Origin of the sequence: Aeromicrobium sp. HA (assembly GCF_027171405.1) — a bacterium.
Taxonomy (GTDB): Bacteria; Actinomycetota; Actinomycetes; order Propionibacteriales; family Nocardioidaceae; genus Aeromicrobium; species Aeromicrobium tamlense.
Window position 1 is genome coordinate 3,041,743 of record NZ_CP114372.1, and the last position, 20,647, is coordinate 3,062,389.

Genomic DNA, 20,647 nt, shown 5'->3' on the forward strand with positions numbered 1-20,647 from the left:
CTCGCGTGCGAGGCGCCGCCTCGTCGGAGGCTCAGACCTCCAGGTAGTGCTGCTTCTCGGCGTGGCCACGCGGCTCGTGCGCCATCTCGCCGAAGTCCTCGTACGCGTTCTCCCGGTGCAGCGCCCCGTCGAGGCCCTCGCGCTCCTGCTCGTCGGTGACCCGGATGCCGATCGTGCGGTGCAGCACCGTCGCGATCAGCCAGGTGAGCGTGAAGGTCCACGCGCAGGTGGCCGCCAGCGCCAGGGCCTGCTTGCCCAGGAGACCGACGCCACCGCCGTGCAGCAGGCCCGCCTCGCCGATCGGCGAGTCCGGGTGACCGATGAGGCCGATCAGCAGCGCACCGACGATGCCGCCCACGAGGTGCAGCGCCACGACGTCGAGCGCGTCGTCGTAGCCGAAGCGTCGCTTCAGGTTGACGGCGAAGTAGCAGACCATGCCCGCCACCACGCCGACGCCGAGGGCGCCCATCGGGGAGACCGTGCCGCACGAGGGCGTGATCGCGACCAGCGCGGCGATGGCACCGGAGCAGGCCCCGAGCGTCGTGGCGTGGCCGTCACGCACCTTCTCCACGACGAGCCACGCGCACGTACCGGCGCAGGCCGCGACCAGCGTGTTGAAGATCGCCACGGCGGCGTCGTTGTCGGCGGCACCCAGCGCCGAGCCGTCGAAGCCCAGCCACCCGGTCAGCAGCAGGCCCACGCCCGCCAGCACGAGCGGGAGACTGTGCGCCTTGGGCTGGACGGGCCACGTGCGACGGCGACCCAGCACGATGGCCAGGGCCAGCGCGGCGATGCCGGAGTTGACGTGGATGGGCGTGGACCCCGCGTAGTCGACCGCGCCCAGGACGTTGGCCAGCCAGCCGCCGGTGGTGTCCTCCCCGTCGAAGGCGAAGGTCCAGTGAGCCACCGGGAGATAGCAGAGCACGACCCAGATGGCGGCGAACATCATCCAGGCGCCGAAGCGCATCCGGTCGGCTGCTGCTCCGGCGACGATGCCGATCGTCAGGCCGGCGAAGCCGAGGTGGATCGTGGCCAGCGCCAGCGGCGGCAGCGCCGCACCCTCGGACGCCACCATCAGGTCGCCCAGCCCGGCGCTCTCCAGCGGGTTGCCGATGAGGCCGAGGCCGCCGACCGAGTCGCCGAAGACGGCCGAGTAGCCGAAGGCCACCCAGATGAAGGCGGTCAGGGCGAACGAACCGAAGACCATCATCATCATGTTCGTGGTCGTCCGGCGCGACACCATGCCGCCGTAGAACAGCACGAGTCCGGGCAGCATCAGGATGACCGCGATGATCGCGGTCAGGAGCCAAGCGGTGTTGGCGGCGTTCGTGGGATCCATGGGCGGGCGCCTCCGGTCAGTCAGGACGTGGACTGACGCACCGCCAATTCGATGCGTCATCGAAAGAGTCCGCCGACCGCTTTTCAATGACGCATCGAATCTGTTTCCGTCCGGTTAATCCTCCCCCAGCGCCTCCAGCGCGAGCCGCTCGACCTCGTCGATCCGCGCGGGTTCGGCCAGCAGTCCACGGACGGCGGTCGTCGCCGCCAGACGGGCTGCGTCCCGCGTCGAGGCCAGGGCGCTCGGCCGGTCGCTCGCATCCGGAGTCGGCGTACGCAACCGGTGCTGGACTCCCTCGGTCTGCGCGAGGCAGGCCACCACCGCCAGCCGGGCGTCAGCCGCGACGAGCGCTCCCTCCTCCGCGCCGGCCTCGACGATCCGTTCCAGCTCGTCGCGCAGCCGGCCGTAGTCGTCCAGCACCTCGGCGAACACGTCGGGCTGTGCGCGAGCCGCGCGCTCGAGGTCGTAGAAGTCGAGCGCCCCCTCGCACATCTGCAGGACGTCGGCGTACAGGACCGCGTAGAGCCTCACGGCCGCAGGAGCGTCCCCGGCGGCCAGGCGCTCGGCGACGTCGAGCGACTCGCGGTTCGCACTGACGAGGGCCTTGAGCAGGTCCTCCTTCGAGCGGAACCAGTAGTACAGGGAGGACTGGCCCAGCCCCACCTCGCGCGCGACCTGCGTCATCGTGGTCGGCGCGTAGCCCCGCTCGGCGAAGAGTCGCGAGGCAGCCTCGAGGATCTCGCGACGCGGATCGCCGCCGGCGACTCCCGTGCGTCGGGGGCGTCCGACGGAGCGAGCAGGAGGGGACTCGGTCATGGCGGCTCCTGTGAGTTAACACGCAGGCAACAGTTTCGATGACCTATCGAAATATCGCCCACGCATTCTTTCGATGAGTCATTGAAACCGTATCGCAGGAGGACCACCATGAGCGTCACCGACACCACCCCCACGGCCGCCCCCGACGTGGACGTCAGCGCCCTGCAGCACGAGCTCGCCGCCTCGGGCGTCCGCTACGCGATGGCCGGGTTCACCGACGTGCACGGCCGCCTGAAGGGCAAGGTCGTGCCGATCGGCCACCTCCCCCAGATGGCCGCCGGCTCGGAGCTGTTCACCGGTGCCGCCGTCGACGGCGTCCCCCAGGACATCAACGACGAGGAGGTCTCGGCGCACCCCGACCTGAGCCGCGGCTTCCGGCTGCCCTGGAAGCCCGAGGTGGTCTACTTCCCCTCCACCCTGTTCACCGAGGGCAAGCCGTTCGAGGCCGGTGCCCGCCACGTGCTGGAGCGCCAGCTGGCCGCCGCCGCCGAGCTCGGGCTGGGCTTCAACCTGGGCATCGAGACCGAGTTCTTCGTCCTGCGCCAGGGCGAGAACGGCCTCGAGGAGGTCTCGGACCGCGACACGGCCGAGAAGCCCTGCTACGACCTGAGCACGACGCTGGACAACTTCGCCTGGCTCACCGAGCTGGTCGAGGCGATGGACGAGCTCGGCTGGGACGTCTACTCGTTCGACCACGAGGACGCCCGCGGCCAGTTCGAGATCGACTTCACCTACTCCGACGCGCTCACGATGGCCGACCGCGTGACCTTCTTCCGGCTGATGGCCGGCGAGATCGCTCGCAAGCACGGCCACCTCGCCTCGTTCATGCCCAAGCCGTTCGCCGACCGGACGGGCTCGGGCGCGCACTTCAACATGTCGCTCAAGGACCTGGCGACGGGCGCCAACCTCTTCGAAGAGGGCGACGACACGCACGGCGTCGGCGTCTCGGAGATCGCCTACCACTTCATCGGCGGCATCCTGCGCCACGCGAAGGCCATCAGCGCGGTCATCGCGCCGACGGTCAACAGCTACAAGCGCCTCGTCCGCAAGGGCTCCACGTCGGGCTCGACGTGGGCCCCCGTGTTCGTGAGCTATGGCGACAACAACCGCACGAACATGCTGCGCGTGCCGCTGGCCGGCGGTCGCGTCGAGTGCCGAGCCGCGGACATCAGCTGCAACCCGTACCTGGGCGCGGCGATGATCCTGGCCGCGGGCCTGGAGGGCGTGCGCGAGCGCATCGACCCCGGCGCCCCGCACCGCGAGAACATGTACGAGTACTCCGACGCGCAGATCGCCGAGCTCGGCATCGACGTGCTGCCGCGCAACCTGTCCGAGGCGATCGACGAGTTCCAGGCCGACGCGCTCTCGCGCGAGGTGTTCGGCGAGGCGCTCTACAACGCGTTCATCGACCTCAAGCGCGACGAATGGCAGGCCTACCAGTCGCACATCTCCTCGTGGGAGACCGAGCGCTACCTGACGTTCTTCTGATGGTTGCGACCTCCACCGTCGAACGGCTCGCGCTGGACTCCCTTCCCCTGGAGTCCGGTGCGAGCCTGTCGGCCGAGCTGGCCTACGTCACGCACGGCACGCTGTCGCCGACGCGCGACAACGTCGTGCTGGTGCCCTCGTACTACACGGGCACGCACGACAGCTACCGCCCGTGGATCGGCGCGGGCGGCGTGCTCGACACGAATCGCTGGTTCGTCGTCGTGGTGAACATGCTGGGCAATGGCGTCTCGACGTCGCCGTCGAACGGCGGCGCGTTCCCGCTCGTGACCGTGCGCGACCAGGTCACGGCCCAGCGGCTGCTGCTGGACCACCTCGGCGTCGAGCGGCTGCGCCTCGTCCTGGGGTGGTCGATGGGTGCGATGCAGGCATACGAGTGGGCCGTGAGCCACCCCGACCGAGTGGACGCGCTGCTGCCGATCTGCGGTGCCGCGCGATGCTCGCCGCACAACCACGTCTTCCTCGAGGGCGTCCGAGCGGCGCTGCTCGCCGACCCCGCGTTCGCCGGGGGCGCATACGACGCTCCTCCCGTGGCGGGCCTCCGGGCCTTCGGCCGGGTCTACGCCGGTTGGGCCTACTCGCGCGAGTTCTTCGCCGACGGGACGTACCGCCAGCTCGGGTACGAGTCGGTGGAGGCGGTCCTGGAGGACTGGGCGCAGGACCACGCGGCCCGGGACGCCAACGACCTGCTCGCGATGATGGACACGTGGCAGTCCGGCGACGTGGGTCGCGGACGCGACGGCCACCAGCATGCCCTGGCGTCGATCACCGCCCGCACGATCGTCATGCCGTCGACCACCGACCTGTACTTCACGGTCGCCGACTCGGCGGTCGAGGCGCGCCTGGTGCCGGGCGCCGAGTTGCGACCGATCGTGTCCGATCTGGGGCACGTGGCCGGCCGGCCGGGCGTGCGCGCGGCCGAGACGGAGGCCGTCGCCGCGGCCGTCCGTGACCTGCTCGGCGGTGCGTGGGACCGCTGAGCACGGTCCGACTGGCAGACTGGAGCCCGCGCCTCGGCGCGGGCCTCTAGCTCAATTGGCAGAGCAGCGGACTTTTAATCCGCGGGTTGTGGGTTCGAGTCCCACGGGGCCTACCGCTCGTGGACACCGAGGTGTCGCGGCGCGGTCAGTCCGACGCGGCGACCGCGCGACGCAGGGAGTGCATCAGGAGCGCGCGCACCTCGCCGCGACTCACCTCGCGGGTCTGCAGGGCCAGGTGCGAGGAGTGCAGCAGCGACCAGAGCGTGTCGGCCACCCACCACGCCGGCTGCTCGCCGTCGATGGATCCGTCGGAGATGCCTCGCCGGGCGACGCCGAGCAGCAGCGGCTCGTCGTCCGGCTCGTCGTGGTGCAGCAGGAACCACCAGCCGAAGACGTCGAGCCCGTCGAACAGCTCCGAGCCGAACCGGAGCAGCGCGTCCAGCCCGGAGCCCTCGTCGAGACGGGCACCGGCCGCCACGTCGGCGTACTCGGCCTCGACGAACGCGTCGATCGCCGACTCGAGCGCCGGACGGTCGGGGAAGTACCGGTGCACGGTGCTGCGCGCGACGTCCGCCTCCTCGGCCACCTCCCGGATGCCGGCACTGCGGTTGGCGCTCAGCACCCGGACGGCGGCGCGCAGGATCGTGCGTCGCGTGCGGTCCTGCGCAGGCGTGAGCGGCTCGTCCATGCGGCCACCGTACTCGCTTGCCGGGCATCGCGCTCCCATCATGCGTCATTCATGACTGCATTTGGACACATGTGTCTTACTGGCGGAGTGTCCCATCGCTCCACATCACGCCTCGCGATCCTCTGGTCCTTCGCGCGTCCCCACGCCCGCGTCATCGGCGGGGCCCTCGTGCTGGGTCTCGTCGCCTCCTCCATGGAGCTCGCGACGCCGCTGGTCACCAAGGCCGTGCTGGACGCGCTCACGGCCGGTGGCTCCATCACGCTCCCCGTCGTGGCGCTCCTCGCGCTGCTCGTGGTCGGCGCGGTCGTCAGCTACGTGCAGTGGCGGCTCCTCGGCACGGTCGCCGAGGACATCGTGCTCGACGCGCGCCGCACGATGGTCGGCCGCTTCCTCTCCGCCAAGGTCCTGCCGTTGGTCGCGCGACCCACCGGCGAGCTCGTCACCCGCGTCACGAGCGACTCGGTGCTGCTGCGCGAGGCCGCTTCGTCGAGCCTCGTCGGGCTCGTCAACGGCAGCGTGGTGCTGGTGGGCACCCTGGCGCTGATGGCCTGGCTGGACCTGACGCTGTTCGGCGTGACCGTCGGAGCGCTGGCCGTCGTCGGGACGCTGTTCGCCGTGCTCGCGCCGGCGATCGCCACGGCCCAGGAGCGCGCCCAGTCGTCACTGGCCGACCTCGGCGCCGGCACGGAGGGCACGCTGCGCGCGATCAAGACCGTGAAGGCCGCCGTCGCGGAGGACCGGCAGCGCGTGCGTCTGCTGGACGACGCCGAGCGTGCCCGCGACCATGGCGTCGTGGCCGCGCGCCGCGAGGTGCTGGCCTGGACCGTCGCGCAGACCGGCGTGCAGGCAGCCATCGTCGCCGTCCTGGCGTTCGGTGCCGCGCGGGTGGCGTCGGGCGACCTGGCGGCGTCGACGCTCGTGGCCTTCCTGCTCTACGCCTTCGGCCTGATGGGGCCCGTGCTGTCGCTGAGCCAGGACGCGACCGCCCTTCAGGCCGGTGTGGCCGCCGCGGGTCGCATCCGCGAGATCGACGCGCTGCCCGCCGAGGTCGCCGTCGACACCGTCGACTCCCTCGACAGCGGCACGGTCGGCGGTCCGGTGGTGCTGCGCGACGTGACCGCCCGGTACGAGCCCGACGGACCGCGCGTCCTCGACGGCGTGTCGCTGACGGTGCCCGAGCGCGGCCACGTCGCACTCGTCGGACCGTCCGGCGCGGGGAAGACCTCGATTCTCTTCACGGTGCTCGGCTTCCTCGAGCCCGAGTCCGGGCAGGTCCTGGCCGGCACGACGCCGTACGAGCACCTCGACCACGCGCAGATCCGCCGGCGCCTGGCCTACGTGGAGCAGGAGAGCCCGGTCGTGCCGGGCACGGTCCGCGAGAACCTGCTCTTCACCCGCCCCGACGCGAGCCAGGCCGACCTCGACCGCGTGCTGCGCGAACTGCGGCTCGACGACCTCGTCGACCGGCTGCCGCAGGGCCTGGACACCCCGCTGTCGAACGTCTCGGTCTCCGGCGGACAGCGTCAGCGGATCGCCTTCGCCCGGGCCCTGCTGGCCGAGCCCGACGTGCTGCTGCTCGACGAGGCCACCGCCCAGGTGGACGGCACGACCGAGGCGGCCATTCACGACGCCATCCGTCGTCAGGCGCGCCGCGGCGCCGTGCTGACGGTCGCGCACCGGCTCTCGACCGTGGTCGACGCCGACGAGATCGTCGTCGTCGAGGCGGGCCGCGTGAGTGACCGCGGGACCCATGAGCAACTGATGGCCTCGAGCGCGCTGTACCGCGGGCTGGTCGACGCGCTCACGCTGCCATCGGTCGGTGGACGAGCTCCTTCAGCAGGATGAGCTCAACGGGCCGCACCGTCTCCCTCTCCCGCTCCCCGTGGAGCCGAGTGGCGCACACCGGATCCCCGAGCGGCGCAGAACCGCCCGCCACTCGGCGAGTGGCGGGCGGAATCGCGCCACTCGCGGTTCAGGGGGCGAGCGGCGGGGTGGTGCGGTCAGGCGGTGGGGTCCTCGCGGAGGCGGACGATCGCCTTGCCGGTGTTGGCGCCGGTGAGCAGGCCGACGAAGGCCTCGGGCATCGCGTCGAGGCCGTCCCAGGTGGTCTCGTTGTAGGTGAGGTCGCCGTCGCGGAGCCACTGGCCGACCTTCTGCTCGAACTCGGGGCGCAGGGACTCGTGGTCGCTCACGATGAAGCCGCGCAGCGTGAGGCGCTTGCCCACGGCCTTGAACATGTTGCGCGGACCGCTGGCCTTCGGGTCGTTGTAGCCCGAGATCGATCCGCACAGCGCCATCCGGCCGCGCTCGTTGATGTGCTCCAGCGCCGCCTCGAGGTGGTCGCCGCCCACGTTGTCGAAGTAGACGTCGAAGCCGTCGGGGAACGCCGCGCCGACCTGGCCCATGACGTCGCCGTCCTTGTAGTTGATCGCGGCGTCGAACTTCAGCTCGTCGGTCAGCAGCGCGACCTTCTCGGCCGAGCCGGCGCTGCCCACCACGCGCTCGGCGCCGGCGAGACGCGCGAACTGGCCGACGAGGCTGCCCACGGCACCGGCGGCCGCCGACACGAAGACCGAGTCGCCGGGCTGGAACGCGGCCACGTCGAACAGGCCCGCGTAGGCCGTGTGGCCGGGCATGCCCAGCACGCCGAGGAAGTACGAGGTCGGCAGGCCGTTGAGGTCGAGCTTCGTCGCGTACCGGTCGGCCAGCACCGCGTGCTCGCGCCAGCCGAGGCCGTGACGGACGACCGTGCCGACGGGCAGGCTCTCGGAGCGCGACTCGACGACGACGCCCACGGCACCGCCGTCGAGCGCGTGGTCGAGCTTGTACGGCGGCACGTACGACTTCACGTCGTTCATCCGCGGGCGCATGTACGGGTCGACCGTCAGCACGATGTTCTCCACCAGCACGTCGCCCTCGCGCAGCTCGCGCAGCTCGCGCTCGACGAAGCGGTAGGTCTCCGGTCCCGGCAGTCCGGTGGGTCGCTGGGCGAGGTGGATCTCGCGGGTCGTGGTGGTCATGCTCGTCCTCACGGTCGGTGGCCGCTGTCGCGGCGGTGGTGCCGGCCGGGTCGAAGCGATCGGCGGGCAGGGCCATCGTAGATGTCGGCGTGGAATCGTGGCCGAGGCCGAGCGGACGGTCGGCGGCGAGGGTCTCGAGCCCACGAATGTCACCAAGCCCCCCGAGTGTTACATGACCTGTGTCTCACCGGCCGAAAAGGGACGTCTCACCCCTCGATCCGCGGCGGTGGGCCGTGGAAGACTGGACGGACCATGTCGGCTGATCACACGCAGGGATCCGGGTCGGCCACCGCCCACGCCCGCGGTGTCGCCGACCTGTTGCGCCATGCCCAGGAGGTGGCCGCCGAGCTCGAGGCCTCCGCCGCCGCCGAGGCCGAGCGGATCACCACCGAGGCGCGCCGGCTCGAGGCCGAGGCCCGGCTCCTCTACGACGACGCGCGCCAGGTGCGCGACACCGCCGACGCCCACCTCGTCAACGTCACCGAACAGCTCGCCCGGGCGTCCGAGGACGCCGCCACGATCGTCGCCGACGCCAGCGAGCAGGCCACCGTGCTGGTCCGCGACGCCGAGCAGCGCCGCGAGGTCGCCGAGCGCGACGCCGAGGCGACCTTCGCCGACGCCCACGAGCGCACCGAGGCCCTGCTCACCGAGGCCGCCGGCGAGGCCGGACGCCTGCTGTCCGAGGCGCACGAGAAGGCCGACCGGCTGGTTCGCGACGCCGAGGCCCGCGCCGCCGCGCTCCTGGCCACCGCCGAGGCCGACAGCGAGCGCCGCACCACCGAGGCCGAGGAGTACGTCGAGCGCATCGTCGCCGAGGCCGACCAGCACACCCTCGAGATCTCGCAGGCCGCCACCCGCAACGCCGAGATGGTGGTCGAGTCCGCCATCGACGAGGCCGATCGCGCCAAGGTCGAGGCCGAGCGCCTGCTGTCCCACGCGCGTCAGGACGCCGACAGCCGCGTCGAGCACGCGCGCGCCGAGTCCGAGCGCACGATCGCCGCCGCCCGCGCCGAGCTCGACGAGACCCGCGCCACGATCGACCTGCTGCTGGGCAACGGCCGTCTCGAGTCCGAGCGGATGCGCCAGCAGGGCCACCGCGACGCCGCGTCGGTGCTGCGTCGCACCCGCATCGTGGCCGGCGGGATCGCGGCACGCGTCCGGGCCCGCCTGGCCGACGACATCGCGCAGGCCGAGGAGGCCGCCGCCGACCTCGCGTCGGCCGCCGACGACGTCCTCTCCGACGCCCAAGTGCGCGCCGAGCGCATCCTCGTCGAGGCCGGCCGCGAGGCCACCCGCCTGCGCTCGCGGGCCGAGGCCCTGGCCGAGGCCACCGAGGAGCGCGCGTCGCGCCGCCTCGCCGAGGCCGAGTCCGCCGCCCGCCTGCTGCGCTCGCGCGTGAGCGACGAGGTGCTCACCACCCAGCGCGACGCGCTGCGCGAGAGCAAGGCCCGCCGCGACGAGGCCAGGGCCCTGCTCGCCGAGGCCCACGAGCGCGTGGCGCAGGCCCGCCACGAGGCCCGCACCCTGCTCGAGCAGGCTCGCGGCGAGGCCGACGACCTGCTGGCCGCGCGCGATCGCGCCGCCGACGAGCTCGCACGACTCTCCGACGTCATCACGGTGCTCTCGGGCCATGACACCGACCACTCCGGCAACGAGGAGCAGCCACCCGCATGACCGAGTCCACCGCCGACTTCCGCATCGTCCTGCGCGGGTTCGACCCCGTCCAGGTCCAGTCCCGCGTCACCGAGCTCGAGGACGAGATCGAGCGCCTCCGCGCCGTTCCCGAGGCCCCGCCGGTCGACGAGGAGCCGCGGCCGGCCGAGCCCGCCTCCTTCGAGCACCTCGGCGAGCGCGTCGTGCAGATCCTGGCCCTGGCCCGCGAGGAGGCCGCGGCGCTGCGCGAGTCCGCCGCCACCGAGGTCGCCGAGGCGCGCCGCGCCGCCGACGAGGAGATCGCGCGTCTGCGCGAGCACGCGCAGGTCCACGCCGACACCACGCGCGGCGACGCCGAGGCCGAGGCGACCCGCACGGTCGAGGACGCCCGCACCACCGCCGCCGACCTGCTCGAGAGCGCCGAGCGCGAGGTGGCCACCCGGCGGCACGAGGCCGAGACGCTGGTCGAGCGCCAGCGCGCGAAGGCCGCCGCCGCCAACGCCGACTTCGAGGTCGCGATGGCCTCGCGCCGCGAGGCCGCCGAGCAGCAGTTCGCCGAGTCCGAGGCCGAGCACCGCTCGCGCCTCGACGAGCTGGAGCGCCGCCTGCAGGAGCAGCACGCGGCCGCCGAGGCCGAGCGTGCCGACGCCGAGCGCGACGCCCGCCGCATCCTCGAGGAGGCCCAGGCCCGCGCGAACGGCCTGGTCCACGACGCCAAGTCCACGGCCGACCGCATCCGGGCCGAGTCCGAACGAGAAGTTGCCGCCGCGATGCAACGACGCGACAGCATCAACGACCAGCTGGCGAACCTGCGCCAGATGCTGAGCACCCTCACCGGGTCGCCGGCCACGCCTCGGGACGACACCACCGCGTGACGCGAGACACCAGACCCGTCTGTTGAGGGCCTACGAGGTGCTTGTCCCCTCTGAGACACTGGACCCACCATGAGCAGCCCGAACTCGTCCTTCCGCACCGTCATGCGCGGCTACGACCCCAGCGAGGTCGACGCGCACATCGCCACGCTCAAGGAGCACGCGAAGGCCCTTCGCGAGCAGATCGCCGAGGGCGAGGACCGGCTGGCCGCGGTCACCGAGCCGAACTTCCGGCACCTCGGCGACCGCGTGGGCCAGATCCTCAGCCTCGCCGAGGAGGAGGCCGCCGCGCTGCGCAAGGCGACCGCCAAGGAGGTCGAGACCCAGCGCACCGACGCGAACGACGCGGTCCGCAAGCTGCGCAAGGAGGCCGACGCCTACGACGTCAGCACCCGTCGCGAGGCCGACGAGTACGCCGGCGCCACGCGGCGCGAGGCCGACGAGTACGCCGGCGCCACGCGGCGCCAGGCCGACGAGTACGCCGAGGCCACCCGTCGCGAGGCCGATCTCGAGGCCGACCGCGTGCGCAAGCAGGCGCTCGACGAGGCCGCCAAGGTCACCGAGGCGGCCCAGGCCGAGCTCGACCGCATCACCGCCGAGCACCAGCGGTCGGTCGCGGAGTTCGAGCAGGACCTCGCGGCCCGTCGCGCGAAGGCCGACGCCGAGCAGGCCGAGGCGGCCCGCCTCGACCGCGAGCGTGCCGACGAGGCGCACCGCAAGGCTGCCGCGATCGTCGAGGACGCCAAGGCGGAGGCCGAGCGCGTCCGCCTCGAGTCCGAGCGCGAGGTCGCCGAGATCGAGCGCCGCCGCGAGAGCATCAACGCGCAGCTGACGAACGTCCGCCGCGCGCTGGCGAACCTCACGGGCGAGGCCCCGCAGGAGGAGCAGGGCTCGCTCTTCGAGACCTCCTCCGAGCGCGGCTGACCCGCACCGAGCACGTCACGGCCCGCCCCAGCAGGGGCGGGCCGTTCTCGTTCCACAACGGACTGTTCTTTCGGCCTGCGGTCAGTCATCATTCTCCCCATGCGTCACTTTCGTCACATCGGAGCCGCGGCTGCCGTCGCGGTCACCGTGACCGCCCTCGCCGGGGGCGCGCTCGTGGTGGCGCAGGAGCGCACGGCGGTCGAACGTCAGTCCGGGACGACGCTGCAGCCGGCCGCGAAGAAGCCCGCGCTGAGGCTCGGCGCCACGCCCCGCAGCCTCGAGCGCGGACAGGTCGTGACGTTCCGCCTGAAGACCTCCACGAAGCACCCGCGGCCGGTGCACCTGCAGCGCTACGACTCGACCCGCAAGGCCTGGCGCACGATCGCGAAGCGCACGGTGCGCGGGAGCGCCTCCATTCGCCTGAAGCCCGGGACCGGCACGTTCACGTACCGCGCGGTCGCGCCGCGCGTGAGGCACAGGAGCGGAGGCTCCGCGCACACGCACCGGCTCGCCCGCTCGGGCAAGGTCAAGGTCGCCGTGCGCGCCGTGCAGCGCACCGTGCCGTCGCGGCCCGCCACCCTGACGGCCGAGGAGAAGACGCTCCTCGCCGCCGTGCGCGAGGCCCGCGGCACCTACGCGCGTCCCGCCGTCACGGCCGCCACCGATCGCGGCGCGGAGGCCTGCCTCACGACGTACGCGCGACGTCATGCGGCCTGGATGGCGAGCCTGGGCCGCGCCGCCGATCCGGGCTCCGCGGAGCACCGCGCCGCCGGCCGCAGCCTGCCCGCGAAGGACTGTCCCGGACGTACCGTCTCGGCCGTCACCCGCGCCGTCGGCGGAGCGAGTGCCGCCGACGCGATCCGCACGACGGTCGACGCCTGGCTGTCCTCTCCCTACGGCGAGACCGGCCGCCTGCTGTCGGCCTGCCACGACGCGAGCGGCTTCGAGTACGGGATCGCCTCGACCACGGCCGGCGGGACCCGCTGGCTCACCGTCCTCGTCTCGTCGGACACCGCCGCCACGAAGTCGTCGGGGGTCTGCTGATGGTCGCCCTCCCCGGCACGCAGCCGCGCCTGCCCGAGTACGCGCAGCACCTCGTCCGCCGGTTCACGTACGGCCACAACGGCCGTCTCGAGGCCGACGTCCTGCGGCTCGGATCGGTGGACGCGTGGTTCGAGGCGCAGCTGTCACCCGGCAAGGACGCGGCGGCGGACGCGACGCTGGCGTGGTTCCCGCACCTGCGCGACTCCCCCGCCACGGCGTGGGAGAACGCGCGCAGCGGCGCCTACGGCGGCTGGCAGTACGGCAACGACCTCGTCCGGTACTCGCTGTGCCGTCGCGTGGTGTCGACGTGGCAGGTGCACGAGGTGATGGTGGACTTCTGGTCCAACCTGCTGCACATCCCGGCCGGCGAGGACTCGAGCTTCCCCTGGCGGATGCACTACGACACGCACGCGATCCGGCCGCATGCCCTGGGCACCTACAAGGCGCTGCTGCGGGCCGCCGTGACCCACCCGTCGATGTCGGGCTACCTGTCCAACCACCGCAACACCAGGGCGCAGATCAACGAGAACCTCGGGCGCGAGCTGCTCGAGCTCTACACCGTCGGGCGCACGGCCGGGTACACCGAGGACGACGTGAAGGACTCGGCCCGTCTGCTCACCGGCTTCACCGTCGCGGTCGGCAAGGACTACGCCGCCGGCTACGACCCGGCCCGCCACCACGTCGGAGCCGTGTCGGTGCTGGGCCAGCGGTTCGAGAACGCGGCGGCGGACGGGCGGCCCCAGCTGGACGCCTACCTCGAGTGGCTCGCGATGCGGCCCGAGACGGCGACGCGCATCGCGCGCCGGCTGTGCGTGCGGTTCATCAGCGACGACCCGCCGCAGAGCGCGGTCGACGCGGTCCGCGCCACGTACCTCGAGTCGGGCTCGGACATCAAGGCGTGCCTGCGCACCCTCGTGCGGCACGACGCGTTCCGCGCCTCGGCCTTCCGCAAGGCGCGCACGCCCGTGGAGGACGTGCTGGCCACCCAGCGCGCGTGCGACATCGTGCCCACCGGCGCGGGCTCGGGCAGCCATGTCGACTCGTTCAGCTGGCAGTGCAGCTGGACCGGTCAGGCCCTGTTCTCGTGGCCGCGTCCCGACGGGTTCCCCGAGCAGTCCGACACCTACCTCTCCCCCGCGCGCATGCTGCGGACGTGGACGGTTCACACGTGGATGGCCAGCACGAACGGCACGCTCAAGCAGGCGACCCGTCCGCTCGTGCGCGACCTGATCCCGCCCGTGTGGCCGCTGCCGCTGGAGGACCTCGTGCACCACCAGTCGGTGATGATGACCGGCCGGCGGGCCACCGCCGAGACCGTCGCCGGGGCCGCCACGCTGATCGACAAGCCCGCGACCCACGTCTTCTCGAAGTCCTGGGAGCGCGAGACCGACTACCTCGCCTGGATGCTGACGCTGATCCGGACGGCGATCCTCAACGCGCCGGAGGCGATGCTGCGATGACCGACGGACACGACGCGTCCTGCGCCGACTACGGCGTGACCCGCCGCAACCTGTTGAGGTCGGCCGGCCTGATCGGCATGGCGGGCGTCTCCACGAAGATGTTCGGCGACGTCCTGACGTCCACCGCCTACGGCGCCACGAACGGCAACATCCTCGTCGTCCTCTCGCTGCGCGGCGGGGCCGACGGGATGTCGATGATGGTGCCGCACGCCGAGTCGGCCTACTACGCCGCGCGGCCGAACATCGCGGTGAAGAAGGGCGACCTGCTCCGGCCCGACCACACCTTCGGCCTGCACCCGTCCTTCAAGCCGCTCGAGTCGCTGTGGGACAGCGGACGAATGGCCGCGATCCACGCCGTGGGCCTGCCGACCCCGAACCGCTCGCACTTCGAGGCGATGGAGCTGGTCGAGGACGCCGACCCCGGGTCGTCGGAGCGCATCGGCTGGCTCAACCGCGTCATCGGCTGCTTCACCTCGAACGACGTCTTCGACGGCGTCCAGGTGGGCTCCACCGTCATGCCGACCTCGCTCATCGGGCCCGAGCCGTCGTTCGCGACCTCGGACTTCACCTCGCTCTCGGCGCCGTGGGCCGACCACGCCAGCCTCGGTCCGCGGGTTCGCTCGGTCCTGTCGACGATGTACCGCGACGCGGGCACCGTCATCGGCAAGGCCGGCCAGGAGGCCCTCGCCCTCGACCGGCGCACCGGCACGATCGCCGCCGAGGAGAAGAAGGGCCCGCAGCACGGCGCCGTCTACCCCGAGCACCACGAGCTCGGGCGCGCCCTGGCCAGCTCGGCCGCGCTCATCCGCGCGGGCGTCGGCGTGCGCGCGATCGCGGTGGACTTCGGCGGCTGGGACCACCACGTCGACATCTCCTGGCGGATCAGCCGGCAGGTCGAGCAGATGTCGAAGTCGATCGCGGCGTTCCTCACCGACCTCGGCCCCGACGCGTCGCGCGTGACGATCGTGACGCTCAGCGAGTTCGGGCGCCGGCTCGGCCAGAACGGCGCGGCGGGCCTCGACCACGGCTACGGCAACGCCGTATTCGCGTTCGGCGCCGGAGTGCGGGGCGGCTTCTACGCGAACTGGCCGACGCTCGCCACGGACCGACGGGTCGACGGCGATCTCGCCGTCACCACCGACTACCGCAGCGTGCTGGCCGAGATCCTCGCCGCGCGCTTCCCCGAGGTGGGCGTCGGCACGGTCTTCCCGGGCCTCACGCGCACGACCCTCGGGTTCATGTCGCCGTACTGAGTCAGCCCGGGAACTGGCGCACGCGGCGGCCGCGGACGTCGTCGATCGTGATCGCGATGTGGACGGCCGCGCCCTCGGCGGCGACCCACGAGTTCGGCAGCCGGGTGCCGAACTCCTCGAGCTGCTCCTTCGTGGCCCGCGTGGCCGTTCCGCGCACGACGACGCTCCAGCCGGTCTGGTAGGTGTCGTCGTGGTGGTCCGCCTCGAGGACGAACCGGCGGTCGACGATCGTGGACAGTCCTGAGGTCTCGCTCGTGCGGATCAGGATGATGCCGTCGTCGTAGGCGTAGTTGACGGGCAGCAGCTCCAGCTGGTCGCCGGTGTCGAACGCGATCCGCGCGAACCGACCGACCTTCAGCAGCTCACGGCACTCGTCCTGGTCCAACTCCTGGATCGATCCGGTGCTCATGAGTCCATTGTGCACGCGTGACCAGCGTTACGGTGTGGCCATGAACTCGCTCCGCAGCCCCTGGCTCGCCGCGTTCGGCCTCGCCGTCGTGGTGCACCTGGCGCTCGTGCTCGCCGAAGCCCAGCCGTGGGAGAGCATCACCAAGTGCCTCCTCGCCCCCTTGCTCATCGGGTGGGTGATCGAGCAGCAGGGCCCACGGATCCTCGTGCTCGCGCTCGTCCTCTGCCTCGGCGGCGACCTGTTCCTCGAGATCGACGGCCTCTTCCTCGCCGGCATGGCGTCCTTCGCGGCGGCGCACGTGTGCTTCGTGACGTTCTTCGTCCGCCGCGGCGCCCTCGACGTGCTGCGCCGCCGGGCGTGGATCCCGCTCGCGCTCGCGGTCGCCGCGGTCACGCTGCTGGCGTGGGTCTGGTCCGGGCTGGACGCCGAGCTGCGGGTGCCGGTGCTCGTCTACGCGCTGCTGCTGTCCTCCACCGCGGCCACGGCCCTGGCGGTCGACCTGCGGGCCGGGATCGGTGCCCTGCTCTTCCTGTTCAGCGACGGCCTCATCGCGGCACGCATCGCCGACCGGGTGCCCGAGGAGTCGGCGTTCGGTAACTTCGTCGTCATGCTGACCTACGCGCTGGCGCTGTTCTTCCTGACGACCGCGATCGTGCAGAAGGAGGCCCGCAGCCGGGCCGCCACCACGGGGCTCGATGCGACGCGGCCCACGGACTGCTGGCCGAAGCTGCCGACGGAGACCGCGTGAGCACCGTCGAGGCCTCGGGCCTGGCCTTCGACGTCGACCTCTTCGGACCCGAGGACGGCACGCCCGTCGTGCTGCTGCACGGCTGGCCGCAGGACCGCCGCTCGTGGCGTGGCGTCGCCGAGCGCCTCGCGGACGAGGGGCTGCGCGTCATCGTGCCCGACCAGCGCGGCTACAGCCCGACCGCGCGCCCGGAGGGCGTGGAGAACTACGACGCCGACGTGCTGGCCGACGACGTCGTCGCGATCGCGGCGGCCCTCGGGCACGACCGGTTCCACCTCGTCGGCCACGACTGGGGCGCGGCCGTCTCGTGGGTCGTGGCCACGCGTCACGCCGCCCACGTGCTGACGCTCACCGCGGTCTCGGTGCCGCACCTGGCCGCCTACAACGAGGCCCTCGCCGGCGACCCCGACCAGCAGGAGCGTGGCGCCTACATCGGCCTGCTGCGTCGTCCCGGCAAGGCCGAGACGGTCCTGCTGGAGGACGACGGGGCACGACTGCGCGCGATGTACGGCGGCGATGTTCCACCCGAGGACGAGGACGCCTACGTCGAGAAGCTGTCCGAGCCGGGCGCGCTGACGGCGACGCTGAACTGGTACCGCGCCATGACTCCCGCGCTCTCGGCGACGCCCTCGGTCACGGTGCCGACGACGTTCGTCTGGGGCGCCACCGACCTCGCGATCGGCCGCTACGGCGCCGAGCGCTGCGGCGACCACGTCACCGGCGACTACCGCTTCGTCGAGGTCGACAGCGGCCACTGGCTCCCCGACACGCACCCCGACCTGCTCGCCTCCGAGATCCTCGACCGGGTCCGCAGTTTCCCCGCTTAAGTGGGTTTTCTGTCACTGAGCGAGGTTTGCAAACCTCGTGAAGTGAGAGTTTCCCCGCTTGACCGGGGAAACTGTCAGCGCCGGAAACGGCATGATGGGCGCATGACGGAGCGCGCAGGACAACCGGCCGTGGCGGAGGACCTCGTCGACCTGGCCCATCTCGTGACCGCGTACTACACGCTGCGGCCGGACCCCGGCGTGGTGGAGCAGCGGGTCGCGTTCGGCACCAGCGGGCACCGCGGCTCGAGCCTCGACACCGCGTTCAACGAGGACCACATCGCGGCGACGACGCAGGCGATCTGCGACTACCGGAGCCACGAGGGCATCACCGGTCCGCTCTTCATCGGCCGCGACACGCACGCGCTGTCCGAGCCCGCCTGGGCGACGGCGCTCGAGGTGCTGGTCGGCAACGACGTCGAGGTCCTGGTGGACGCGCGCGACGGCTACACGCCCACACCCGCCGTCTCGCACGCGATCCTGCGCGCCAACCGCGGCCGCACCACCGGCCTGGCCGACGGCATCGTCGTCACGCCGTCGCACAACCCGCCCGCTGACGGCGGCTTCAAGTACAACCCGCCCCACGGCGGACCGGCGGGCAGCGACGCCACGTCGGTCATCGCCGACCGCGCCAACGAGCTCATCGCGGCCGGCCTCGGCGGCGTCCGGCGTGTGCCGTTCACGCGGGCGCGCGCCGCGTGCCGGCCCTACGACTACCTCGGCACGTACGTCGACGACCTGCCTCACGTGATCGACGTCGAGGCCATCGCGGCCGCGGGCGTGCGCATCGGCGCCGACCCGCTCGGCGGCGCCAGCGTGGCCTACTGGGCCGAGATCGCCGACCGGCACGGCCTCGACCTCACCGTCGTCAACCCCCTCGTCGACGGGACGTTCCGGTTCATGACGCTGGACTGGGACACCAAGATCCGCATGGACTGCTCGTCACCGCACGCGATGGCGTCGCTCATCGAGCAGCGTGACCGCTTCGACGTCGCCACCGGCAACGACGCCGACGCCGACCGCCACGGCATCGTCACGCCCGACGCCGGCCTGATGAACCCCAACCACTTCCTCGCCGTGGCGATCGCCCACCTCTTCGGCGGTGCGCGGCCCGACTGGCCCGCCGGCGCCCAGATCGGCAAGACCCTCGTGTCGTCCTCGATGATCGACCGCGTGGCCGAGCAGGTGGGCCGCCCGCTCGTCGAGGTCCCGGTGGGCTTCAAGTGGTTCGTGCCCGGCCTGATCGACGGCTCGTTCGGGTTCGGCGGCGAGGAGTCGGCCGGCGCGTCGTTCCTGCGCCGCGACGGCGGCGTGTGGACCACCGACAAGGACGGCATCACCGCCGCGCTGCTGGCGTCGGAGATCATCGCCACCACAGGGAAGACCCCCAGCCAGCTCTACGGCGAGCTGGTGGAGCGCCACGGCGACCCGGCCTACGCCCGCGTGGACGCCCCCGCCGACCGGCAGCAGAAGGCGCGCCTGGGCAGCCTGAGCGCCGACGACGTGACCGCGACCGAGCTCGCGGGCGAGCCGATCACCGCGGTGCTGACCGAGGCGCCGGGCAACGGCGCCGCGATCGGCGGCCTCAAGGTGACGACGGAGTCGGCGTGGTTCGCCGCCCGCCCCTCGGGCACCGAGGACGTCTACAAGATCTACGCGGAGTCGTTCCGCGGACCCGACCACCTGGCCGAGGTACAGGCCGCGGCGAAGTCGGTGGTCGACGCGGCGCTGGCGTCGGACTGAGTCAGGCGAACGGCCAGTCGAGGCCGGGGATGGTCAGGCCGCGACCCAGCTCGTGGGCGCGCTTGTTCCAGTCCATCGTCCGGGCGGCGATCCAGTAGCGCTGCTGCGCCATGAGCATCGTGAGGCTGGAGCCGACGATCTCGGGGTAGGCCGTGCCCATCGTGATCGCGATCTCGCGCGCCGCGCGGGCGTCGTGGGCCGCGTCGTGCGCCTTGTCGAGCCGGACGCCGTAGTGCGAGGCGACGTCGGACAGGCGGCGCTGGCCGTCGCGGTCGCGGTCGACGCCCCAGTCGATGACGAACGGGTCGACCACGAGGAGGCGGTCCCAGTCGGGCTGGTCCAGCCCATGGCGCTCGGCCTCGGCACGCAGCAGCGTGAGGTCGAACGAGGCGTTGTAGACGACCAGGCCGATGCGGCGCTGGACGAGGTCGTGGACCCACGCCAGCACGGGACGCAGCGCCTGCGCGGACATCGGCGCGCGCGCCAGGTCGGACGCGGTGATGCCGTGGATGTCGGCCGAGGACTCGGGGATCGGCACCCCGGGGTTGACCATGCCCATGAGGTCGCCGCCCACGTCGGACAGCGCGGCGAAGCTCAGGATCCGGTCGGCGCGCGGATCGATGCCGGTGGTCTCGAAGTCGAGCGAGGCGAGCGGCTGGCGGTACCAGGCGTTGGGGTCCTCGCGCGGGGGCAGGACGTTCTTGGCGCGCCGTCCCGGGCCGGGACGATCCGGCTCAGACGTGGGGCGGGCGGACGCTTCAGGCATGGGGCGGTTCCTCTCGGTGCTCATCATTCGACTCGTCCGCCCCCGCCCGCGTGTCCGCGTCCCGTTCCCTCAACCGTCCTTCGAGCTCGGAGACCTTGGACTTGCGCCGCCGAGCCGAGGCCAGTGTGCCGACCAGGGCCAAGGACGCGAGCACGCCCGCGATGGCCCCGAACAGCGTCGCCCACTGGAATCCGGGAGCCTCGTTCACCAGGGTGATCCAGCCCGCGTCCGACGCGCTGTTGTCGCCCAGGCTGATCGACAGCGTCAGCCAGTTGGGCGCGGCCAGCGCGACCGCCACGAGGGCCACCCCGATCTTCCACGGCCACTTCAGGAACGGGCGTCGCACCTGCCACACGACGAGCACCGGGAGGAAGCTGAAGACGAAGCCGTAGAACAGACCCCAGAAGATGCCGACGGTCATGCGTCCGTCGACCTGACCGCCCACGCGCTGGGCCCACCAGCGCGGCAGTGCCGCGGCCAGCAGACCGTAGACGACGAGGGCGACCACCACGAGCACGAGCACCACGACGATGCGCCGCACCCAGATCTCTGCCCCGGTCCGAGACCCGGGACCTTCCGATGACAGACCTGCGGAACGGGAG

The 20,647-nt window shown here is 72.3% G+C and carries 19 protein-coding genes and 1 tRNA gene; 13 read left to right on the forward strand and 7 right to left on the reverse strand.

The genetic code is table 11. The features are described from left to right. Positions 1-31 precede the first annotated feature (31 nt). Both O3S82_RS15055 and O3S82_RS15060 read right to left on the reverse strand, forming a co-directional pair. Complete coding sequence (locus O3S82_RS15055; RefSeq protein WP_269303890.1) at positions 32-1,339, reverse strand: ammonium transporter; 1,308 nt, start codon at positions 1,337-1,339, stop codon at positions 32-34. Positions 1,340-1,453: 114 nt separating this feature from the next. Next, positions 1,454-2,155, reverse strand: a complete 702-nt coding sequence (locus O3S82_RS15060; RefSeq protein WP_269303892.1) for a TetR/AcrR family transcriptional regulator — start codon at positions 2,153-2,155, stop codon at positions 1,454-1,456. A gap of 108 nt (positions 2,156-2,263) precedes the next feature. Here O3S82_RS15060 and glnT point away from each other — a divergent pair, with 108 nt between their 5' ends. The 3 genes from glnT to O3S82_RS15075 all read left to right on the forward strand — a co-directional run bounded on the left by glnT (position 2,264) and on the right by O3S82_RS15075 (position 4,754). Continuing rightward, positions 2,264-3,643 carry a type III glutamate--ammonia ligase gene (glnT, locus tag O3S82_RS15065; protein ID WP_269303894.1) on the forward strand — a complete coding sequence of 460 codons (1,380 nt, stop codon included), beginning with the start codon at positions 2,264-2,266 and terminating at the stop codon, positions 3,641-3,643. Further along, positions 3,643-4,641, forward strand: coding sequence for an alpha/beta fold hydrolase (locus tag O3S82_RS15070; RefSeq protein WP_269303896.1), 999 nt, complete (start codon positions 3,643-3,645; stop codon positions 4,639-4,641). Before glnT ends, O3S82_RS15070 begins: the two co-directional genes overlap by 1 nt. A gap of 40 nt (positions 4,642-4,681) precedes the next feature. Then, a tRNA-Lys gene (locus tag O3S82_RS15075) sits at positions 4,682-4,754 on the forward strand. 32 nt (positions 4,755-4,786) lie between these two features. On the opposite strand, the gene O3S82_RS15080 is transcribed toward O3S82_RS15075, so the two are convergent. After that, on the reverse strand, positions 4,787-5,329 hold the full coding sequence (locus tag O3S82_RS15080; RefSeq protein WP_269303898.1) for a TetR/AcrR family transcriptional regulator: 543 nt from the start codon (positions 5,327-5,329) through the stop codon (positions 4,787-4,789). Between the two features lie 87 nt (positions 5,330-5,416). On the opposite strand from O3S82_RS15080, the gene O3S82_RS15085 reads away from it, so the two are divergent. Continuing rightward, positions 5,417-7,174, forward strand: a complete 1,758-nt coding sequence (locus O3S82_RS15085; protein ID WP_269303899.1) for an ABC transporter ATP-binding protein — start codon at positions 5,417-5,419, stop codon at positions 7,172-7,174. A gap of 155 nt (positions 7,175-7,329) precedes the next feature. On the opposite strand, the gene O3S82_RS15090 is transcribed toward O3S82_RS15085, so the two are convergent. Then, positions 7,330-8,361 carry an NADP-dependent oxidoreductase gene (locus O3S82_RS15090; RefSeq protein ID WP_331283451.1) on the reverse strand — a complete coding sequence of 344 codons (1,032 nt, stop codon included), beginning with the start codon at positions 8,359-8,361 and terminating at the stop codon, positions 7,330-7,332. 240 nt (positions 8,362-8,601) lie between these two features. On the opposite strand from O3S82_RS15090, the gene O3S82_RS15095 reads away from it, so the two are divergent. The 6 genes from O3S82_RS15095 (at position 8,602) to O3S82_RS15120 (ending at position 15,555) form a co-directional block, all read left to right on the forward strand. Continuing rightward, positions 8,602-10,023: a hypothetical protein gene (locus tag O3S82_RS15095; RefSeq protein ID WP_269303904.1), complete on the forward strand. Its 1,422-nt coding sequence runs from the start codon at positions 8,602-8,604 to the stop codon at positions 10,021-10,023. Further along, the gene (locus O3S82_RS15100; RefSeq protein ID WP_179422492.1) at positions 10,020-10,877 is read left to right on the forward strand and encodes a cellulose-binding protein; all 858 of its coding nucleotides are present in this window, start codon (positions 10,020-10,022) and stop codon (positions 10,875-10,877) included. Before O3S82_RS15095 ends, O3S82_RS15100 begins: the two co-directional genes overlap by 4 nt. A gap of 69 nt (positions 10,878-10,946) precedes the next feature. Beyond that, positions 10,947-11,798, forward strand: a complete 852-nt coding sequence (locus O3S82_RS15105; protein WP_269303906.1) for a DivIVA domain-containing protein — start codon at positions 10,947-10,949, stop codon at positions 11,796-11,798. A gap of 99 nt (positions 11,799-11,897) precedes the next feature. Then, complete coding sequence (locus O3S82_RS15110; RefSeq protein WP_269303908.1) at positions 11,898-12,842, forward strand: hypothetical protein; 945 nt, start codon at positions 11,898-11,900, stop codon at positions 12,840-12,842. Then, complete coding sequence (locus O3S82_RS15115) at positions 12,842-14,302, forward strand: DUF1800 domain-containing protein (protein ID WP_269303910.1); 1,461 nt, start codon at positions 12,842-12,844, stop codon at positions 14,300-14,302. Before O3S82_RS15110 ends, O3S82_RS15115 begins: the two co-directional genes overlap by 1 nt. After that, positions 14,299-15,555 (forward strand): DUF1501 domain-containing protein, encoded by a 1,257-nt coding sequence (locus O3S82_RS15120; RefSeq protein ID WP_269303912.1) that lies wholly within the window; start codon positions 14,299-14,301, stop codon positions 15,553-15,555. Before O3S82_RS15115 ends, O3S82_RS15120 begins: the two co-directional genes overlap by 4 nt. Before the next feature lies 1 nt (position 15,556). Here O3S82_RS15120 and O3S82_RS15125 read toward each other — a convergent pair whose 3' ends face one another. Further along, positions 15,557-15,964 (reverse strand): pyridoxamine 5'-phosphate oxidase family protein, encoded by a 408-nt coding sequence (locus O3S82_RS15125; protein WP_179422482.1) that lies wholly within the window; start codon positions 15,962-15,964, stop codon positions 15,557-15,559. Between the two features lie 40 nt (positions 15,965-16,004). Between O3S82_RS15125 and O3S82_RS15130 the strand changes: the two genes are divergently transcribed. The 3 genes from O3S82_RS15130 to pgm all read left to right on the forward strand — a co-directional run bounded on the left by O3S82_RS15130 (position 16,005) and on the right by pgm (position 19,279). Beyond that, positions 16,005-16,712 carry a lysoplasmalogenase gene (locus tag O3S82_RS15130; protein ID WP_269303914.1) on the forward strand — a complete coding sequence of 236 codons (708 nt, stop codon included), beginning with the start codon at positions 16,005-16,007 and terminating at the stop codon, positions 16,710-16,712. Then, positions 16,709-17,539 (forward strand): alpha/beta fold hydrolase, encoded by an 831-nt coding sequence (locus tag O3S82_RS15135; RefSeq protein ID WP_269303916.1) that lies wholly within the window; start codon positions 16,709-16,711, stop codon positions 17,537-17,539. The genes O3S82_RS15130 and O3S82_RS15135 overlap by 4 nt, the downstream gene beginning before the upstream one ends. 102 nt (positions 17,540-17,641) lie before the next feature. After that, entirely contained in the window at positions 17,642-19,279 is a 1,638-nt protein-coding gene (pgm, locus tag O3S82_RS15140; RefSeq protein WP_269303918.1) for a phosphoglucomutase (alpha-D-glucose-1,6-bisphosphate-dependent), read from the forward strand. A gap of 1 nt (position 19,280) precedes the next feature. On the opposite strand, the gene O3S82_RS15145 is transcribed toward pgm, so the two are convergent. Further along, entirely contained in the window at positions 19,281-20,045 is a 765-nt protein-coding gene (locus tag O3S82_RS15145; protein ID WP_179422474.1) for an exonuclease domain-containing protein, read from the reverse strand. Beyond that, positions 20,038-20,586 (reverse strand): hypothetical protein, encoded by a 549-nt coding sequence (locus O3S82_RS15150; protein ID WP_269303920.1) that lies wholly within the window; start codon positions 20,584-20,586, stop codon positions 20,038-20,040. Before O3S82_RS15150 ends, O3S82_RS15145 begins: the two co-directional genes overlap by 8 nt. Positions 20,587-20,647: the final 61 nt, after the last annotated feature.

What these genes read in the sequence shown, in the direction of transcription:
- O3S82_RS15105 (WP_269303906.1), top strand. Translation starts at nt 10,947, where the DNA reads ATGAGCAGCCCGAACTCGTCCTTCCGCACCGTCATGCGCGGCTACGAC.
- pgm (WP_269303918.1), top strand. Translation starts at nt 17,642, where the DNA reads ATGACGGAGCGCGCAGGACAACCGGCCGTGGCGGAGGACCTCGTCGAC.
- glnT (WP_269303894.1), top strand. Translation starts at nt 2,264, where the DNA reads ATGAGCGTCACCGACACCACCCCCACGGCCGCCCCCGACGTGGACGTC.
- O3S82_RS15125 (WP_179422482.1), bottom strand. Translation starts at nt 15,964, where the DNA reads ATGAGCACCGGATCGATCCAGGAGTTGGACCAGGACGAGTGCCGTGAG.
- O3S82_RS15055 (WP_269303890.1), bottom strand. Translation starts at nt 1,339, where the DNA reads ATGGATCCCACGAACGCCGCCAACACCGCTTGGCTCCTGACCGCGATC.
- O3S82_RS15130 (WP_269303914.1), top strand. Translation starts at nt 16,005, where the DNA reads ATGAACTCGCTCCGCAGCCCCTGGCTCGCCGCGTTCGGCCTCGCCGTC.
- O3S82_RS15060 (WP_269303892.1), bottom strand. Translation starts at nt 2,155, where the DNA reads ATGACCGAGTCCCCTCCTGCTCGCTCCGTCGGACGCCCCCGACGCACG.
- O3S82_RS15095 (WP_269303904.1), top strand. Translation starts at nt 8,602, where the DNA reads ATGTCGGCTGATCACACGCAGGGATCCGGGTCGGCCACCGCCCACGCC.
- O3S82_RS15100 (WP_179422492.1), top strand. Translation starts at nt 10,020, where the DNA reads ATGACCGAGTCCACCGCCGACTTCCGCATCGTCCTGCGCGGGTTCGAC.
- O3S82_RS15080 (WP_269303898.1), bottom strand. Translation starts at nt 5,329, where the DNA reads ATGGACGAGCCGCTCACGCCTGCGCAGGACCGCACGCGACGCACGATC.
- O3S82_RS15115 (WP_269303910.1), top strand. Translation starts at nt 12,842, where the DNA reads ATGGTCGCCCTCCCCGGCACGCAGCCGCGCCTGCCCGAGTACGCGCAG.
- O3S82_RS15070 (WP_269303896.1), top strand. Translation starts at nt 3,643, where the DNA reads ATGGTTGCGACCTCCACCGTCGAACGGCTCGCGCTGGACTCCCTTCCC.
- O3S82_RS15120 (WP_269303912.1), top strand. Translation starts at nt 14,299, where the DNA reads ATGACCGACGGACACGACGCGTCCTGCGCCGACTACGGCGTGACCCGC.
- O3S82_RS15110 (WP_269303908.1), top strand. Translation starts at nt 11,898, where the DNA reads ATGCGTCACTTTCGTCACATCGGAGCCGCGGCTGCCGTCGCGGTCACC.
- O3S82_RS15145 (WP_179422474.1), bottom strand. Translation starts at nt 20,045, where the DNA reads ATGCCTGAAGCGTCCGCCCGCCCCACGTCTGAGCCGGATCGTCCCGGC.